Origin of the sequence: Flagellimonas beolgyonensis, from assembly GCF_003992615.1 — a bacterium.
GTDB classification, from domain to species: domain Bacteria; phylum Bacteroidota; class Bacteroidia; order Flavobacteriales; family Flavobacteriaceae; genus Flagellimonas; species Flagellimonas beolgyonensis.
The window spans coordinates 101,888-118,469 of the sequence record NZ_RZMY01000017.1; the positions used below are offsets into that span (position 1 = coordinate 101,888).

The 16,582-nt window shown below is 43.1% G+C and carries 18 protein-coding genes; 9 read left to right on the top strand and 9 right to left on the bottom strand.

The features are described from left to right. Both EO131_RS13710 and EO131_RS13715 read right to left on the bottom strand, forming a co-directional pair. On the bottom strand, positions 1-1,500 hold the full coding sequence (locus EO131_RS13710; protein ID WP_127023306.1) for a GH3 auxin-responsive promoter family protein: 1,500 nt from the start codon (positions 1,498-1,500) through the stop codon (positions 1-3). Beyond that, the gene (locus EO131_RS13715) at positions 1,501-2,370 is read right to left on the bottom strand and encodes a M23 family metallopeptidase (protein ID WP_127023309.1); all 870 of its coding nucleotides are present in this window, start codon (positions 2,368-2,370) and stop codon (positions 1,501-1,503) included. Positions 2,371-2,535: 165 nt separating this feature from the next. On the opposite strand from EO131_RS13715, the gene tatA reads away from it, so the two are divergent. The 3 genes from tatA to EO131_RS17175 all read left to right on the top strand — a co-directional run bounded on the left by tatA (position 2,536) and on the right by EO131_RS17175 (position 5,437). Next, positions 2,536-2,730, top strand: coding sequence for a twin-arginine translocase TatA/TatE family subunit (tatA, locus tag EO131_RS13720; RefSeq protein WP_127023313.1), 195 nt, complete (start codon positions 2,536-2,538; stop codon positions 2,728-2,730). Between the two features lie 228 nt (positions 2,731-2,958). After that, positions 2,959-5,019 carry an OmpA family protein gene (locus tag EO131_RS13725; protein WP_127023316.1) on the top strand — a complete coding sequence of 687 codons (2,061 nt, stop codon included), beginning with the start codon at positions 2,959-2,961 and terminating at the stop codon, positions 5,017-5,019. Between the two features lie 247 nt (positions 5,020-5,266). After that, the gene (locus EO131_RS17175; RefSeq protein WP_164731696.1) at positions 5,267-5,437 is read left to right on the top strand and encodes a DUF6747 family protein; all 171 of its coding nucleotides are present in this window, start codon (positions 5,267-5,269) and stop codon (positions 5,435-5,437) included. A gap of 83 nt (positions 5,438-5,520) precedes the next feature. Here EO131_RS17175 and EO131_RS13730 read toward each other — a convergent pair whose 3' ends face one another. The 3 genes from EO131_RS13730 to EO131_RS13740 form a co-directional block, all read right to left on the bottom strand. Next, positions 5,521-6,519 (bottom strand): DUF4837 family protein, encoded by a 999-nt coding sequence (locus EO131_RS13730; protein WP_127023319.1) that lies wholly within the window; start codon positions 6,517-6,519, stop codon positions 5,521-5,523. Positions 6,520-6,531: 12 nt separating this feature from the next. After that, complete coding sequence (locus EO131_RS13735; protein WP_127023322.1) at positions 6,532-8,127, bottom strand: LysM peptidoglycan-binding domain-containing protein; 1,596 nt, start codon at positions 8,125-8,127, stop codon at positions 6,532-6,534. Positions 8,128-8,245: 118 nt separating this feature from the next. Then, a complete protein-coding gene (locus tag EO131_RS13740; protein WP_127023325.1) occupies positions 8,246-9,436 on the bottom strand; it encodes a phosphoglycerate kinase in 1,191 nt (396 codons plus the stop codon). 131 nt (positions 9,437-9,567) lie between these two features. Between EO131_RS13740 and EO131_RS13745 the strand changes: the two genes are divergently transcribed. From EO131_RS13745 to EO131_RS13770, 6 genes are all read left to right on the top strand, one after another. Then, positions 9,568-10,731 (top strand): DNA polymerase III subunit, encoded by a 1,164-nt coding sequence (locus tag EO131_RS13745; RefSeq protein ID WP_127023328.1) that lies wholly within the window; start codon positions 9,568-9,570, stop codon positions 10,729-10,731. A gap of 2 nt (positions 10,732-10,733) precedes the next feature. After that, entirely contained in the window at positions 10,734-11,129 is a 396-nt protein-coding gene (locus EO131_RS13750) for a DoxX family protein (RefSeq protein WP_127023331.1), read from the top strand. An 83-nt stretch (positions 11,130-11,212) separates the two neighbouring features. Beyond that, positions 11,213-11,779, top strand: coding sequence for a hypothetical protein (locus EO131_RS13755; RefSeq protein ID WP_127023333.1), 567 nt, complete (start codon positions 11,213-11,215; stop codon positions 11,777-11,779). A gap of 96 nt (positions 11,780-11,875) precedes the next feature. Further along, complete coding sequence (locus EO131_RS13760) at positions 11,876-12,598, top strand: nitroreductase family protein (protein ID WP_127023336.1); 723 nt, start codon at positions 11,876-11,878, stop codon at positions 12,596-12,598. 118 nt (positions 12,599-12,716) lie between these two features. Continuing rightward, positions 12,717-13,292, top strand: coding sequence for a DUF7010 family protein (locus EO131_RS13765; RefSeq protein ID WP_241243856.1), 576 nt, complete (start codon positions 12,717-12,719; stop codon positions 13,290-13,292). Between the two features lie 19 nt (positions 13,293-13,311). Further along, positions 13,312-13,878 (top strand): Crp/Fnr family transcriptional regulator, encoded by a 567-nt coding sequence (locus EO131_RS13770; RefSeq protein ID WP_127023339.1) that lies wholly within the window; start codon positions 13,312-13,314, stop codon positions 13,876-13,878. Positions 13,879-14,005: 127 nt separating this feature from the next. Here the strand turns inward: EO131_RS13770 and EO131_RS17180 are convergent, their stop codons facing one another. The 4 genes from EO131_RS17180 to EO131_RS13790 all read right to left on the bottom strand — a co-directional run bounded on the left by EO131_RS17180 (position 14,006) and on the right by EO131_RS13790 (position 16,536). Then, the gene (locus tag EO131_RS17180; RefSeq protein WP_164731697.1) at positions 14,006-14,149 is read right to left on the bottom strand and encodes a hypothetical protein; all 144 of its coding nucleotides are present in this window, start codon (positions 14,147-14,149) and stop codon (positions 14,006-14,008) included. A gap of 286 nt (positions 14,150-14,435) precedes the next feature. Next, positions 14,436-14,942, bottom strand: coding sequence for an OmpH/Skp family outer membrane protein (locus EO131_RS13780; RefSeq protein ID WP_127023345.1), 507 nt, complete (start codon positions 14,940-14,942; stop codon positions 14,436-14,438). A 240-nt stretch (positions 14,943-15,182) separates the two neighbouring features. Then, complete coding sequence (locus EO131_RS13785; RefSeq protein ID WP_127023348.1) at positions 15,183-16,013, bottom strand: class I SAM-dependent methyltransferase; 831 nt, start codon at positions 16,011-16,013, stop codon at positions 15,183-15,185. Beyond that, the gene (locus EO131_RS13790) at positions 15,991-16,536 is read right to left on the bottom strand and encodes a hypothetical protein (protein WP_127023351.1); all 546 of its coding nucleotides are present in this window, start codon (positions 16,534-16,536) and stop codon (positions 15,991-15,993) included. Before EO131_RS13790 ends, EO131_RS13785 begins: the two co-directional genes overlap by 23 nt. Positions 16,537-16,582 lie beyond the last annotated feature (46 nt).

A 16,582-nucleotide genomic window follows, 5' to 3' on the forward strand; every position in this document is an offset into this window, starting at 1 on the left:
TCAACTAATTTTGAAGGGCTCTAGACCATCAGCCACTTTACGGTCGTTGGAAAGCCGTTGTACCTTATTTTGTCCTCCCAATTTTCCGATGGTCTTCATATATTCTTGAAAGCCATTGGGTTTGATTGTAGAAATCTTCAAAGGTTGCAGAATATTACCGGCTATCAAATCCAAATAATAGCTGTTCTGCTTTTTCATGTGTTCCTCGATTATTGTAGTAAACTTAACCATGTCGGACGGTTGCCTTTCAAACTCAATAAACCATTCGTGGTAAGGCAATTGCCCTTTTTCAGGATTGGTCTGGGGGGCCACCGTAAACTCGTTCACCATGGCATCGGTGCCTTCCACCGCCAACTGGAGGGCTTCCTCCACCTCTTTTGCAATCACATGCTCACCAAAGGCCGAGATAAAATGCTTTATCCTTCCGGAAACTATAATTTTATAAGGCTTTTTAGAAATAAACCGAATGGTATCTCCAATATTGTAGGCCCATAACCCTGCGTTGGTGGATATGATCATGGCGTAGTCCACATCCAATTCTACTTCGGAAATGGTTAAACGCTTGGGATTTTCATCAAAAAATTCATCTGCTTTTATAAACTCGTAAAAGATGCCAGCATCCAATAACAGCAACATTCCCTTTTCCTTTTGGGAATTTTGATAAGCAAAAAAGCCTTCACTCGCTGGAAAAAGTTCAATACTGTCCACTTTTCTGCCAATAAGGTTTTCGAATTTGGCGCGATACGGTTCATAATTGACTCCCCCATAGATAAAGAGTTGGAATTCCTTGAAAAGCTCGCCAACTTTCTTACCGGTTTTGGCATTCAGTTTCTCAAAATACATCTGCACCCATGAAGGAATACCTGCGATAACGGTCATGTTTTCCTTTTCGGTTTCCTCCACAATCTTGTCCACTTTGGTTTCCCAATCCTCAATACAATTGGTTTCCCAACTGGGCAATCGGTTCTTTTGAAGATAATTGGGAACATAATGGGCCGAGATTCCGGATAAACGGCCCAATTTGATGCCTCCTTTTTCTTCGAGAATGGGACTGCCTTGCAAAAAAATCATTTTGCCATCCACAAAATCCGCGTTTCCGGTTTCGTGAATGTAATTGAGAATGGCATTTCGGGAGGCCTCTACCTGATGTTTGATGGATTCCTTGGTAATGGGAATATACTTGGCGCCCGAAGTAGTTCCCGATGTCTTTGCAAAATAGATGGGCTTTCCGGGCCAAAGCACATCTTCAACGCCTTCAATAATGCTTCCGATGTACCCTTTCAATTCCTCATAGTCCCGAACTGGCACCTTTTGCGAAAAATCAGCATAGGTGTGGATTTCCGCAAACCCATGATCCTGTCCAAATTGGGTGAGTTTTGCGCTGGCAACCAAATATTGAAAAACACGCTCCTGTGTTTCATGGGGGCGTGCCACCCATTTTTTGGTCTTTTGGGCAATTCTTTTCGCAAATATCCTTGCTGCAAATGCTTTTAATGACATTTAGTTGAAGTCGATATAGTTCTGTGGATCAACCGGTTTTCCCTTCCGCCAGAGTTCAAAGTGTAAATGGGGACCTGTGGTAAGTTCGCCGGTATTACCTACTGTGGCAATCACCTCACCCGCCTTTACCAAATCTCCTTGTGCCTTGCTCACGGAACCATTGTGTTTATATGCCGAGGTAAAACCATCCTGGTGTTCAATGATGATCACATAACCGGTATTGGAGGTCCATTCCGCAAAGAGTACCGTACCGTCGGCAATGGATTTAACAGGGGCATCCTTTGCCGCTACAAGATCTACTGCAAAATGCTTGCTCTTTGCATCATACGCCTGGGAAAGTGTCCCATCCACAGGGGCAAACATAAGGGTGCCCAAATTTTCAATATTCCGCTCGAACAGGTTGTATTTGTCCTCCAACTCCACTTCTTCACGAAGCAATAGATCTTCCCGAATCGGTGATAGGTCCACTGAAGCAGGATCCAGCTTGTACTTTTCAAACAAGGAATCCCTGTTTTCTTGATTGTTTTCTATATCGCCCCGGAGCACTTTCCTCACATTATCCAAATACCGATTGGTATAGTTTAAAACAGTGACCAAAGAATCCGTTTTATAGGTAAGTTCCGTGGCCTGCCGTTTCAATTTTGTGGAAGAATAGCCTGGAATGTATTCCCTTAGCGGTGTAAAGGCAATGATGAGGGTGGTAACACCAATCAACACAATAATGAACAAGGTGCCGGTGACAAAGACGTTCATCCTACTCAACTTAAAGGATATCTTTTCCTCAAAGGTGCTTTCGTTAAGGATCACCAAGCGATACTTGTGCAACAGCTTGCGTTTGATCTCCTTTCTTTTCTTTTTGTCCTTTGCCATAGTCAACAAAGATAATCTTAGATTTTAATATTGTTGTTAAGCTTTTTAAAAAGCACTTTTATTTGCATTATCAACGGTCGTCCATTATTGCTAATTTTCGTTAATCCGATATGGTGGTACCGTTCTTTTTAGTACTTTTATCCTTCAATTTAAAGTTTTCAAATTATGATTGCTCAAAATATTTTTCTAGGAATGCTCGGACCATGGCAAATCGTATTGATCGTTGTTGTTGTGCTATTGTTGTTCGGGGGCAAAAAGATTCCTGAGTTGATGAGAGGTCTGGGAAGCGGCATCAAAGAATTCAAGGATGCCTCCAAAGAAGAGGAAAAATTGGAGAGCGACCACAAGGAATCCAAGTAATTGGACTTTTTTTCCTTAATTATATCCCCTTTTAGGCCCTATATTTAAAGGGTTAATCGATGAAGAACAACATTTTTGGCGTGTTCATGCCTTAAATTCATTCTTTCACAACAAAAAGTTAATCTCCCCTTTACCTTATCCTATTTTAGCGGTTCAAACTAAACGTTAAGCCACCTTTGCTTAACCTCCAAACCATCAATTAAGGTGGTTTGTGCAGATGGAGTGGTAATGAGAAAACTGATCTTGCTTATTCTTTTCTTTGTCTCCCTTGGGGTACACGCCCAAGAGGTTAGCTTGTTGCAGTATAATGAAAGCAATACGGGAGAAGTCGCCTATGGCAATCCCAAAAGACTGCCCGAGCCCGATTTTACCAAATCGCTGGATCGGATGAGCGACAGAAAATTGACGAAATATGTGCGCGAAAATGGGGTGGCCGAAAAATTGGTTGAGAAAGGCGACGAGTATTTCGATTTGATGTGGTATGCCGAAGCCGCAAGAATCTATGACATTGTTCTTGAAAAAAGTGAAGTGGCCCATTCCCTTAAACTGCTCTCCCGGGCAGGTGATTCACATTATTATAGTGGAAACATTGAAAAATCGTACCAATGGTACAACGAACTGTACCAAAAATACACGGATGAGATTCCCGAAGATACTTTTTTTAAGTATACCCAAACCCTAAAGGGCACAGGCAAATACAGTCGGGCCGCGGCCATAACCCAGATTTTTAGACAAAAAAGAAACGAGCCCCTCAATGAACTGGAGAACGTTAAGCCAGTTACTTGGAAAGGTGCCTCCTCAGTCAAGATCAAAAATTTGGCCATCAATTCCATTTATTCCGATTTTTCACCCATGTTCCACAACGAATCGGAAGTGGTATTCGCTTCTGCCAAGGACTCTTCCATATATACAACAAGGCGCTACCGTTGGACCAATCAACCGTTTTTGGACCTGTACGTGGCCAAGGCAAAAAATGAAGAAGGTGATCTAATGGGGGCAAAAAAATTCTCGAAAAACATCAACTCGAAGTACCATGAAGCTTCCATGGCCTTTTCTTCGGACCAAAAAACCATTTATTTTACGCGAAACAACTTTGGTAAAAAGTTGAAAAGGGGCAAAAATGGTATCAACCACCTTAAAATCTATCAATCGACGTTTGTAAATGGGGAATGGTCCGAAGCAGAGGAACTTCCTTTCAATAGCGACGATTATTCCACGGGGCACCCTACCATAAGTCCGGATGGCAAACAAATGTATTTTGTTTCCGACAGACCTGGAGGGTATGGTGGAACCGATATCTATGTGGTGGATATACTTGGCAACGGTCAATTTTCAGAACCGAAGAACCTGGGGCGCACGGTAAACACCAGCGCCAAGGAAATGTTCCCGTACATCACCGACAATGCCCTTTATTTTTCCTCCAACCGATCCATGGGTTTTGGTGGTCTGGACGTGTTCAAATCAGATTATGCCAATGGGTATTTTAGTGTGGGGGTAAATATGGGCGAACCCATTAACAGTAGTAGGGACGATTTCTCTTATATCGTTGATTCAACTGGACAAAAAGGCTATTTTGCCTCCAACCGACTAGGTGGAAAGGGCGATGATGATATCTACTCTTTCCTATATACCTTCAACCTAAACACCATTTCCGGAATTGTGGAAGATGCTTCAACTGGGGATTTACTCGAAGGAGCCAAGGTTGCCTTGCTGACCAAAGACGGTGAATTGCTGGCAGAGACCACAACAAACGCCGAGGGACGCTATACATTTAAAAATTTGGAGTCCACTACCGAATACACCGTTCAAACGGAAAAAGAAGGTTATTTGGAAGATAAGGCCCTAACCAACACCAAAGACAACAAGGGAATTGAAATCACCCAATATTTAAAACAGCTCAAAACCAACGATGAGATTCTTGAGCCTTCCAAAAACTTTGAGCCGAATAATGTGTATTTCGATTTCGATAGCTATCAAATTAAACTGGAAGCTGCCCAGGAACTGGACAAACTCGTGGCCATCTTAAAGGAAAATGAAACACTCGAACTGAAGATAGCTTCGCACACCGATTCTAGGGGCTCCCATGTATACAACAAATACCTATCCGATAAACGGGCAAAGGCAACCCGGGATTATGTAGTGTCACGTGGCATAGACCCAGCACGGATACTGAGCGCCATTGGTTATGGTGAGGAACGCTTGCTCAACAATTGCTCCGATGGCAACAAATGCCCCCCGGACAAGCACCGTTTAAACCGCCGATCCGAATTTATTATCGTTGAACAATAAAATCAAATGCCCCACGTTCGGGGCATTTTTGTTGTTTTTAGCCCTCATTTTGCACTTTATCGATCGTACCCTTCGTCGAACGGCTCTTTCGCGGTTTGCATTTCGTCGATAAAACGAATATGCTGATGGGTTTTTTGAAACCCACTATGATTTTCGACCCTTTTTTATTGCGTTTTGACCCGATATTTTCAGCCTCCCCTTTCAAAAGCAAAACTTTGTCATGTCTTTAAATCTTAAAATCTGACTTATGAAAAAAGTACTACTCGTTAAAGAAATTTATTTGGAAGCCTTCAGAAACTTGGGGCATATTATAATAGAACGCTATTTCAAATTTTTTGCCTGGTTTAGCTTCGTTATGTTTTTTATTGTGCTGTATGCATTTGTATACCGTATAGCTACAGGCTTCGCATTTGACTAATAAACCGACCGACCTAAGCATTTAAAGAACAGAAAAGCCCGACAATTGCCGGGCCTTTTTGATTTTATAACGGTTGGTATGCACTAATCTGCCGAAGGAGCAGGATTGAAATCCACAGTCTTTAAAATTGCTTCCAATTCGAACATATAGTCCCTTTTTTCGGTTGATGGGGCAAAAGTAAAGCCTTCCAAAATCAATCTTCTATTGTTCTCCTTATCGTTGATGATATAGGTAAGGAACGGCCCTGCCATAGGATAGCCATGGATTTCCCAAACTCCCTTTACCTCAGCTGCCTTTTTGCCGCCAATTTCTGCCGGGAACACATAGGGTGAAAATGCCTTTTCAGTGATCATATAGGTGTTTTCATAAGGTCCAGGAATGTATTTCTCGCCAATGGAGTCACGCATCCGCACAATATCCTGTACAAAGGTCGAATCGTTTGTAAAGCTGTCCCAGGGCATTTCATAGGCAATAATGTTCATGGTGCCTTTTGGAATCTGAATGTCCATCCAAACAAAATTCTTCTCGTGCTTGCCAACTTTGTATAGGGAGGGAACCTTTAAACGAATCCCAAATTCTTCTTCCATGGCTTTATCCTTGCTCAATGAACGTTCAAATCGACGTTGTGACTCGGCAATCTCGACATCTTTGAATTCCTTGATGGCAATGGGTGCCAAGGAATCCAGTTTATGGATCATGATCTCATCGGTCGGACCGGTAATAACAGCCACTTTTTGAGGTTGGGAATAGGCATTGGACTTGATGTGCGCCAAAATGGTCGAATCTCTTTCCACATACAAAATGGATCTGGAATAGGTGGTGGTGCCCTTAAAAACCTTTGGGGGAAGTTGGGTAATGCTGAACAGCGGTTCAATTTGGGGCAACCCAATGATCTGGGCCGCGAATTCGTCCCGAATTTTGTCCCCGACCGGGCCTTTCCAAAGTTCGGTATCCATCACAACCATCAAGGAATTTACGGGTCCGGTGGAAGGCGGTAAAAAACGTTTTTGTTTTCCTGAGTCGTTACAGGCGAATACTGCCACAAGTAACGTAGCTACGAATAGTGTTCTAATTTTTTTCATCTTGTGTTAAATTTACGAAGAACAATCGCACAATTTGAGTTTTGTGCCCGGTTTTAGATTATTCCCACTAAGACCGTTCCATTCTCGTAAATTTTCTACAGAAACTCCCGGATATTTTTTGGAAATGGTCCATAAAGAGTCCCCTTGTTGCACCGTATGTACTTTGGTTCCGTTGACAGCTGTACTTGAATTGGACGAACTTTTGGTGCTATTGCTCGCGATATACGGCTTTCTCGGGAAAATGGTAAGGCGTTGTCCAATTCTTAGGTTATTGCTGCGCAATCCGTTCCACCGTTTGATCTCACTTACTCCAACGCCGTAGCGTTCGGCAATCTTACCCAAATAATCGCCACTTTTCACTTTGTAACGTACCTGGTCGTTGGCCGCGATCATTTGTGGCAACGGTTTTTCGACGGAGTCGAGTTCCTTTTTTACATAGGCATAGATCTGCTCCTCGTTTGAAACGAACTTTCCAATTTTGGATTTTGGCAAACGAAGGGCATAGTCTTTACCCTTTACTTTTGGAATGATGTTGAGTTTGTATGCCGGGTTCAGCATTTCCAACTCTTCCGTGCTAATGTCCACCAGTTTTGAAATTTGGTCGAAGGTGATCAGGTGTTTCACGTGAACTGTATCGGTCTCAAAATAGGGCCGGTCTGCTTTTTTATACTGAAGACCATGTTCCTCAGCATATTCAAAAATATACATGGTGGCCAAAAATGCGGGAAGGTAGCCTGCGGTTTCACGTGGAAGAAAAGGACGAATGTTCCAATAATTCTCATAACCCCCAGACCTTCGAATGGCCTTGTTCACATTACCAGGACCTGAGTTGTAGGCGGCCAGTGCCAAATCCCAATCATTGAAAATCTCATACAGTTTTGCCAAATACTTGCTTGCCGCTTTGGTGGCCATAATGGGATCGTGGCGTTCATCCACATAGCTGCTCACATCCAGCCCGTACATTTTTCCGGTGCTGTACATAAACTGCCATAAACCCTTGGCTCCAACCCGGGATCGTGCCTTGGGGTTAAGTGCAGATTCTACAATGGCCAAATATTTGATTTCCAAAGGAATATTTTGGTTGTCCAGTTCCTGCTCAAAAAGTGGGAAATAAAACTGGCTCGAAGTGATCATCCGTTGCATCAAGTCCCTTCTACGGGTCAAAAAGGATTTGATCACACTCTCCAAGGAGGGGTTATAGGTAATGTTGAACGGTGTTTTTTCGTTCATGCGGGCCAAACGTGCCTTCAAGGTATCTGTGGGCAGGTCAATTTCAAAAATGGAATCGTTTGCTGTGTCCCTTTGGATTTCCAGTACCATATCACTGAAAAGTTCGGCGTTGCTGTGCAATTCCTTCAGCCAAAGGCTGTCGTACCTTCGGGCCTCTTCCAAATCTGCCAACTCAAAATTTCCGTTTGTATTGGCCTCCATGGCAATGGGTTCACCATCTATCTTGGCATTGGAGAGTTGGATCTTGGTTGCTTCGCCTTTGGCAAGCGAAGTGGAATCTTGCCCATTTGCAGGGCGGGAGACTTCTTGCTGGGCTACCACAAAATGTGTCGCCGAAAGTAGCGCTGCGCAAACAACTAATTTCAATTTTTGGCTCATTTGGACAAGGTTTGATTTTCGGGGTCAACGAAAATGGTGTTTTTTTCTGAAAAAAAGAAATTCATTAACAAAAACACCATACTATCAACTCCGTTCCCACTATCTCATAACGTGGGAGTTAGTCCAATATTGCGGCAATTCCAGGCAGGGTTCTACCTTCAAGGCTTTCCAACATGGCACCTCCTCCTGTGGACACATAACTCACTTTGTCCTCGAAGCCAAATTGTTTTACTGCGGCAACTGAATCACCACCGCCCACAAGTGAAAACGCACCTCCTTCGGTGGCTTCATCAATGTAGTTGCCAATGGCAATGGTTCCCTTGGCGAAGTTTTCCATTTCGAATACGCCCACAGGTCCGTTCCAAAGAATGGTCTTGGAAGCCAAGATCACCTGCTTGAAGATTTCCAAGCTCTTGGGCCCGGTATCCAAGCCTTGCCAACCATCGGGAATCTTGTCCACGTCCACAAATTGGGTATTGGCATTGTTGTCAAAGGCATCCGCGGCCAATACATCCACGGGCAAATATACTTTTACATTTTTGGCTTTGGCCTGTTTTAGAATCTCCAGCGCCAACTCCATTTTATCGTCCTCGCAAATGGAATCACCGACCTTTCCGCCTTGGGCCTTCACAAAGGTGTAAGTCATACCCCCACCAATGATGAGGTTGTCCACCTTGTCCAAAATATTTTCGATAATGGTTATTTTGGAAGACACCTTCGCACCTCCCAAAATGGCGGTCACAGGCTTTTCTCCAGTGGCCATTACTTTATCTATGGCCTTTATTTCCTTGGCCAATAAGTATCCAAAACATTTATGATTGGGGAAGAACTTAGCTACAATGGTCGTGGAGGCATGTGCGCGGTGCGCGGTGCCAAAGGCATCGTTCACATAAATATCACCCAGTTTGGACAGGGCTTCGGCGAAGGCCTCATCCCCAGCTTCTTCTTCATTATGAAAACGAAGGTTTTCCAACAAAAGCACCTCACCGTCTTGAAGATTGGCAGCGGCATCCTCGGCAACTTTGCCCACACAATTCTCCGCGAATTTTACCTGCACCCCAATAATTTCGGAAACTGTTTCACATATATGGGAAAGCGACATGTCGGGGTTGGCTTTTCCTTTTGGCCTGCCCAAATGACTCATCAATACGGCGGAACCTCCATCTTCCAAAACTTTAAGAATGGTTGGTTTGGCCGCGTCTATCCTACTGGTATCCGTTACATTGAAATTGGCATCCAAGGGTACATTGAAATCTACACGGATCAATGCCTTTTTTCCTTCAAAATTAAAATCGTCTATCGTCTTCATGCTTTGTGTTCTTTTTGAGCGTTTCAAAAGTAAAGATTTCCTGCTGGTTGGAGGACCCGTGGGTGTTGAATTTTTAGAGTTCCAACAAAATACTTGAAAATGGCAAAGAACTTAAACTGTATCTTTGGTTTATGCTTTTCAAAAACGTTTTAGGCCTCGAGCATATCAAAAACCATTTGGTGACGACTGCCGATACTGGAAGGGTTGCGCACGCACAGCTTTTTGTGGGGCCCGAAGGCTCCGGCGTTTTGCCCATGGCCTTGGCCTATGCACAGTACCTTTTGTGCGGAAACAGCGGTGGAGAAAACGAGGGTGCCAACAGTGCCTGCAATGCAAAGTGCCATACCTTAACGCATCCAGATCTTCATTTTGCCTTTCCCGTTTCCAATTCTGACAAGGTTAAATCGCACGCAGTAAGCGACCATTATTTGGAGGAATGGCGTCAGTTTGTAAAGGAGCAGCCTTACGGTAACCTTTTCGACTGGTACCGACATATCGGCATTGAAAAAAAACAGGGGCAAATTGGGGTGGATGAGGCCCAGGATGTGGTCAAAAAGCTTGCCCTTAAATCTTACGAAGGCGGCTACAAGGTGCTGATTATTTGGATGGCCGAAAAAATGAACATATCCGCCGCCAACAAATTATTGAAATTGATCGAGGAACCCCCAGCCAAAACAGTGCTGTTGTTGCTTGCAGAGGAAGAGGAACAGATCATCAACACCATCCGCTCCCGATGCCAAATTTTACATTTCCCCCCCTTGGCCGAGCAGGCCATTGCAGATGCTTTGGTAAACAGAGGGGCAAACCATACCGAAGCACAAAGCATTTCACAAGAAGCCAATGGCAATTTCAACAAAGCCCTAGATCTGTTACATAAGGATTCTGAAGATCTCGTTTTTGAGCGCTGGTTTGTACAGTGGGTAAGGAGCGCATTCAAGGCCAAGGGCAACAAAGGAGCGATTCAGGAGTTACTATTATGGAGCGATGAAGTTGCGAAAACCGGTCGCGAAGTGCAAAAACAGTTCTTGAACTATTGTCTGGCCATAATGCGCCAGGCGCTTCTTTTAAATTACAAAACCCCGGAATTGGTACATGCCAAAATACGTGTGGAGGGATTTGACCTTCAAAAGTTTGCGCCCTTTGTACATGAAAACAATATTTTGGATATTGTTGCCGAATTGGAGAAGGCCATATTTCACGTGGAACGGAACGGAAACTCAAAGCTCATTTTTACGGATTTGTCCATTAAACTGACCCGGCTCTTGCATGCCAAAGCCGCCAAACTAAAAAACTGACCATGGAAAATTTGACATCGAACGCAACTGAAATTCTCTTATTGGTTTTTTTGACCATTACTTTTTTACAAAGTGGAATAGATAAGGTCTTGGACTGGAAGGGAAACCTAAGCTGGTTGACCGGCCATTTTGCAAAATCTTTGTTTAGGGGAGGAGTGCCAGCGCTATTGGGCATCATCACCGTTTTGGAAATGATTTCCGGTATTCTTTGTGGTGTGGGTATTTTTCAATTCGCCATTGATGATGAGGGAACCATGGGACAATATGGGGCCATTTTGTCTGCCATAACATTGCTGATGCTGCTTTTGGGCCAACGGGTGGCCAGAGATTACGACGGGGCCCGAACCATTGTGGTTTATTTGATCCCCACTGTGTTTTTGGTGTATCTGATGACTTAACGGTCAACTTTCAACCTCAACTTTTAGACTAATCAGCCATTGAAACACCTCTTGGTTTTTTCCTTGGCATAAAAACTATTGTTATGGGGATGGAATCGTACTTGTTCAAAATTGAGCTCCACCAAAAAATAGAGCCGCAGAAATTAAATGACATTTTCAACACGTTAGGTCTTCAATTGGTTGAACAAAAAATGGGAGAGCATGAAGAACCATCTGAGTTCTTCCATGAATTATTTACCGATGATGGGATTATCGAAACCCATAGTTTTTTAACGCTCGGCGAAAAACAGCTTTGCCAGTTCTATTTACGGTTTTCCATTTGCAGTCCTCCGAAAATTGTTGACAGAACCTTCGAATTACTGGTTGCTCTGAATACCATACTACCCATCCGTGTCAAGGATATGGAATCCTTGAATTACTTGCATCTGGGTCCAAAGGGTCGCCTTAGGCCTGATTTTGATGTTGAACGCAGTGCTTACATTCCCATTGATGTAACAATTTTCAAGCAAAACCTTGATGGAATTGCAAAAAGAGCACTTTTACTGGATGAAGATAGAGAACGCTCCGTGATACGGGGTGGGTCTGCCACATTGGATCACTTGGAAAACAAAAATTGGCTCGGCCGATTTTTGGGATGGATTTTCAACTAAAACTTTCCCGTAGAACCTAATCCACAAATTTTTAATTTTGGTTCCACCCGTCTTTTGGATAATCCAAATCGGTTAGTCACGAAATCCCTTTTCACCATGACATTTGAAGAAGCCGTATATCACAGACGCTCCACCCGACTTTATAAAGATGAGCCCATTGATTCAGATAAAGTAAAGCGTTGTTTGGAACTGGCCACTATGGCGCCGAACAGTTCCAATATGCAACTCTGGGAATTTTACCATGTTACCGATCCCGATGTGCTGAAAAAACTAGCTGTTGCCTGTTTGGGGCAACAAGCGGCAACTTCGGCCCAACAAATGGTGGTTTTTGTAACGCGGCAAGATCTGCACCGCAAAAGGGAGAAGGCCATGTTGGCCCTGGAGACCGCCAACATTCAAAAAAACAGTCCCAAGGAAAAACAAGAAAACCGTTTAAAAAGATGGCAACTCTATTATGGACGTGTGATGCCATTTTTATATGCCCGCTTTTTTGGAATACTAGGTTTGTTGCGAAAAGTTATTGTGAATATTGTGGGGCTTTTTCGACCCATTACCTATCAGGTTTCCGAAGGCGACATGAAGGTCGTGGTACACAAAACCTGTGCATTGGCGGCCCAAACCTTTATGTTGGCCATGTCTGCTGAAGGGTATGACACCTGTCCCATGGAAGGCTTTGATAGCAGAAGGGCCAAACGCATCTTGAAGTTGCCCTACGGTGCCCAGATCAACATGATTGTTTCCTGTGGCATTCGGGCCGAAGGAGGGGTTTGGGGCGATCGAATGCGGATCCCTTTTGAAGAAGTGTACCATCGGGTTTGAGTGTAAAGATCTTCACACTGAAAAATGGATTCGTGTGCGGTACTAATTCCCGATCCAAAAACAAATGCCGCCAAAAATAAAATTAGGTGTGCTACATTTACACAAATGAACCGCTGTTATGAGCCAAAATCCCACTGACCAAAAAGGCACTAAAATTGAAACCATGACCCAAGCCCAAAATGACATGCAAAAGGCCTATGCAGGTGGCTCGTTGGGAGCATTGGTTTCCGGTTCGGTCTGGTTGGTAGCCGCCATCGTTGCGTTTTGGGTCTCATCGCAAACGGCGGTCTGGACCTTGTTCTTTGGAGGAATGCTCATTCACCCTCTTGGTATGGTGGTTGGCAAATTGGCTGGTTTTTCAGGACAGCATGATAAAGGTAATCCTCTTGGTCAATCCGCTATGGAAGGGACCCTGTTTATGCTACTATGTATTCCATTGGCGTTGTTGCTTTCCCTTCAGAACCACGCTTGGTTTTTTCAAGGTATGTTATTGATCATTGGAGGCCGGTATTTGACTTTTGCAACACTATACGGAAACAAAACCTATTGGTTATTGGGAGGGGTTTTGGGTGCAGCTGCCTTTCTACTCTTTTTTATCAAGGCAGATGCTGCCATTTCAGCTTTGTCCGGGTCCACAATAGAAATCGGTTTTGGAATAATACTGTTTCTTGGTTTTAAAAGATCAATTACCTAACTGTTAACCTAGTTCTAATTTGGAAGAAATCAGAATATATTTTGAACAACACTACGGAATCTCATCTTCTGATTGGACTGTTTTTTCATCCAAACTCCGCCAAAAAGATTTTAAGAAAAAGGAAACGCTCCTAGATGTGGGTCAAGTTGAAAATTATTTGTCCTACGTCCAACGAGGTATTATACGGCAATATATTCCTTTGGAAAATGTCGATTTAACCTTTGGGTTTGTGTTTGGCGGCTCCTTTGTTAGTGGATATGATTCGTTCTTATTGCAAAAACCTTCGGAATATAGATTGGAGGCCCTCACGGAAGGGGTGCTGTGGCAACTGAGCTACCACGACTTGCAAGAAGTGTACAAATCTTCGCGAATTGGAAATTTTATTGGAAGAAAGGCAAGTGAAGAACTCTATTTGAAAAAATCCAAACGAGAGATTTCGTTGCTGCAGGACAGTGCCGAAGAGCGATATCTTAAATTATTTGAAGAGCGACCGGAGCTTCTTCGGGAAATTCCCTTAAAATATATTGCTTCATACATCGGAGTAACACCCCAAGCACTCAGCCGTATCCGCCGGCGAATTAGTTAACCCAGGTTCATTGCCTCCCTTGTCTTTTTACCGAATCTTTGTTTAAAAAAATGAAGCCGCTATTTGTACTATTAACCTCTTTTTTTGTCTCCATAATTATAATCAGACTAGCAAAAAGAAACTTGGACTATGCCCTTGCGGGTAGAATTTCTTTGGTCTGTATGTTTATTTTCACCGCCATTGGGCATTTTACTTTTAGTGATGGGATGTCCGCGATGATACCCCGCTTTATCCCATATAAAAAGGAATTGGTCTGTATTACAGGCATCATGGAAATTGTATTGGGGGCCGGACTCTTATTTCCAAAATATCAAAAAGGATCCGCTTGGTTATTAATCCTATTTCTTTTTCTGGTATTACCTGCCAACATAAAGGCCGCCCTTGAGCATATCAATTACCGAACGGGCAAAATGGACGGCCCAGGAATAGCTTATCTTTGGGTCAGGATTCCACTACAATTGTTTTACGTGATTTGGATTTATTTAATGGCTATCAAACACAAATAAAAAAGCCCATCCTTGCGAATGGGCCCAATGTTTTATTGCTGAACAATCGATTTATTTCTTGTACTTATCGTTCAAGATTTTTAAAATGGCATCAGTCAAATCGTTGGCCTCTTCTCCGTACAAAACAGAACCGCCATCACCACCACCCAAAATATAGGTGTATCCGTTGGCCTTGCCGTACTCCTTGATTTCTTTTTTCACTTTCTTCACCAATGAATCCATTTCTACTTGGCTCACCTGTTGCAATTGCTGTTCTTCCTGTTGCAATTGTTGACCAATGAACTGGCCACGTTGCTGCAATTGCCCATATTCTTCTTGGGCGCTTTGTTGCGACATTTTTTGTGCCTTGGTTTGGAATGCTTGTAATTCGATTTGGAAGGATTGGGAAATACTGTCCCTTTTCTTGGTCAAGGCATCGGCCTTTACCTTGAAGCGGGCCTCCACATCAATTTTCTCTTGATATTCGTCCATCAACTTAACGCTGTCCACAAATCCGATCTTGTTCTGCTGACATGCCATGGCTGTAATCGCGATGGCAAGTACCACTAATTTTTTCATGCTTCACTTTTTAGAGATGCGCAAAAATAGGAAAGCTTTTGGAATGGCAACCATATTCTTTCCGAACATGAAAAACGCCTGAAATTTATCCCATTGTTAAAATCTATTGCCCTTGTTGCAATTCATTTGCACAATCTATTTTAATGGGCTTCAGAAACATGGCCTAGAGCGAAGATTTTGCTTTGGAGATGGAATTGGTCGGCTGCAACTAATTAAATGCCTCTGCGGCGAGCAAAACGGTTATTTTGCCTTTTGTAGCACATAGATCAAGGATGAAAACTCTTTGGTGAAGATGGCTTTGAAATTGGACCACAAACCAATCAAAAATCCAAGGGGCAAATGCCATTTGTTGCCTTTGTATTTTTCAGATAGCATGGAAACATAAAAAGCATCGAACCACATCGGCTTGATTGTTTTAACTACCATACCATGATGATCAAAAATTTTGGAAATGGCGGTTTGCGAAAAATGCCAAAGGTGTCGGGGCACATCATAGGCTGCCCAGTAACTTCCGTAATGTTTAGCATCAAAGGATTTAAAATTGGGAACAGCAACCACCATACACCCCTCATCTTTCAACATGACTTTCAGTTGTGCAATCTGCTCATCCAGATTGGGAACGTGTTCCAGCACATGCCACAAAGTAATCACATCGTAGCTTTTTCTTGTCAACGCTTCCAAATTTTCGTGAAGGGCTATTCCCTTTTGTTGCGCCAACTGTCTAGCAGCGTTATTTGGCTCTATGCCAGCTACTTGGACGCCAGCAGACTGGGCGATGGCCAAAAAATCGCCTGTTCCAGCGCCAAAATCGAGCACAGATTCAATGCTATCTGTCTGATTGTTAATTAGTTGGATTTTTTTCTTGATATTCCTTCGTTTTACAGCCTGATATAATTTGTCCATGAAAGAATTGGATGCATCCGTATGGGAAATGTAATCCGTACTTTCATAATACTTGGCCAAATTCGCTGGCACCGGTTGGGTCACCAACATATCAAGGTTGGGATCCCACAGCAAATCAAAGGATTCACCGGAAATAGAATGGTCCTTAGTTTTTAAAAACAACTTCATTGTAATTGCTCGTGGCGAGGTATTCGGATTTCAGCTCTCGAAGATAGGGCAAAACTACATCTCTTGAAACCGAACCTTCACTTAAACAATCCTGTTCTTGATCATTGAATACTTCCATGGCGATATACCAGTTTCCTATTCTCGAGGTATGCAACTCATCGAATACGGGATCCATATCTGCGGCCTGGCTCAAAATACCATCCATAGCAAGTGGAATTAAGTTAATGGTTTTGGTAGAGATTTCAACTTCATAAAAAGAAAGGAAATAATTGGTGCCATCAATTTGAAAAGGAACTTCCACATCCACAAAATAATCGTCCAGCTGAAATTTGGTGTTTATGTAGTTATAAAATTCGTTCGCTTCCTTCGGGTCTTCAAAAACAAAAACAGTTTTTTTGGGCAACCCCTTTTTAAATCGTTTTCCTTTGGTCAGTTTATAGTCCTTAATGTTCGGCGCAATGCGCAGCGGAATACAGGATATGGTAATTCCCAAAACAAAAACTAAGAGCAATGACTTTCTCATTTGAATCTGGCTTGAGAAAGTTAGCGCTCAAAAATCGCGCCACAAC

Coding starts and splice junctions, on each gene's coding strand:
- EO131_RS13780 (WP_127023345.1), bottom strand. CDS start 14,942: ATGAAAAAATTAGTGGTACTTGCCATCGCGATTACAGCCATGGCATGT.
- EO131_RS13710 (WP_127023306.1), bottom strand. CDS start 1,500: ATGTCATTAAAAGCATTTGCAGCAAGGATATTTGCGAAAAGAATTGCC.
- EO131_RS17180 (WP_164731697.1), bottom strand. CDS start 14,149: ATGATGCCTGTAATACAGACCAATTCCTTTTTATATGGGATAAAGCGG.
- EO131_RS13715 (WP_127023309.1), bottom strand. CDS start 2,370: ATGGCAAAGGACAAAAAGAAAAGAAAGGAGATCAAACGCAAGCTGTTG.
- EO131_RS13760 (WP_127023336.1), top strand. CDS start 11,876: ATGACATTTGAAGAAGCCGTATATCACAGACGCTCCACCCGACTTTAT.
- EO131_RS13730 (WP_127023319.1), bottom strand. CDS start 6,519: ATGAAAAAAATTAGAACACTATTCGTAGCTACGTTACTTGTGGCAGTA.
- EO131_RS13735 (WP_127023322.1), bottom strand. CDS start 8,127: ATGAGCCAAAAATTGAAATTAGTTGTTTGCGCAGCGCTACTTTCGGCG.
- EO131_RS13765 (WP_241243856.1), top strand. CDS start 12,717: ATGAGCCAAAATCCCACTGACCAAAAAGGCACTAAAATTGAAACCATG.
- EO131_RS13790 (WP_127023351.1), bottom strand. CDS start 16,536: ATGAGAAAGTCATTGCTCTTAGTTTTTGTTTTGGGAATTACCATATCC.
- EO131_RS13745 (WP_127023328.1), top strand. CDS start 9,568: ATGCTTTTCAAAAACGTTTTAGGCCTCGAGCATATCAAAAACCATTTG.
- EO131_RS17175 (WP_164731696.1), top strand. CDS start 5,267: ATGAAAAAAGTACTACTCGTTAAAGAAATTTATTTGGAAGCCTTCAGA.
- EO131_RS13740 (WP_127023325.1), bottom strand. CDS start 9,436: ATGAAGACGATAGACGATTTTAATTTTGAAGGAAAAAAGGCATTGATC.
- EO131_RS13785 (WP_127023348.1), bottom strand. CDS start 16,013: ATGAAGTTGTTTTTAAAAACTAAGGACCATTCTATTTCCGGTGAATCC.
- EO131_RS13750 (WP_127023331.1), top strand. CDS start 10,734: ATGGAAAATTTGACATCGAACGCAACTGAAATTCTCTTATTGGTTTTT.
- EO131_RS13725 (WP_127023316.1), top strand. CDS start 2,959: ATGAGAAAACTGATCTTGCTTATTCTTTTCTTTGTCTCCCTTGGGGTA.
- EO131_RS13755 (WP_127023333.1), top strand. CDS start 11,213: ATGGGGATGGAATCGTACTTGTTCAAAATTGAGCTCCACCAAAAAATA.
- tatA (WP_127023313.1), top strand. CDS start 2,536: ATGATTGCTCAAAATATTTTTCTAGGAATGCTCGGACCATGGCAAATC.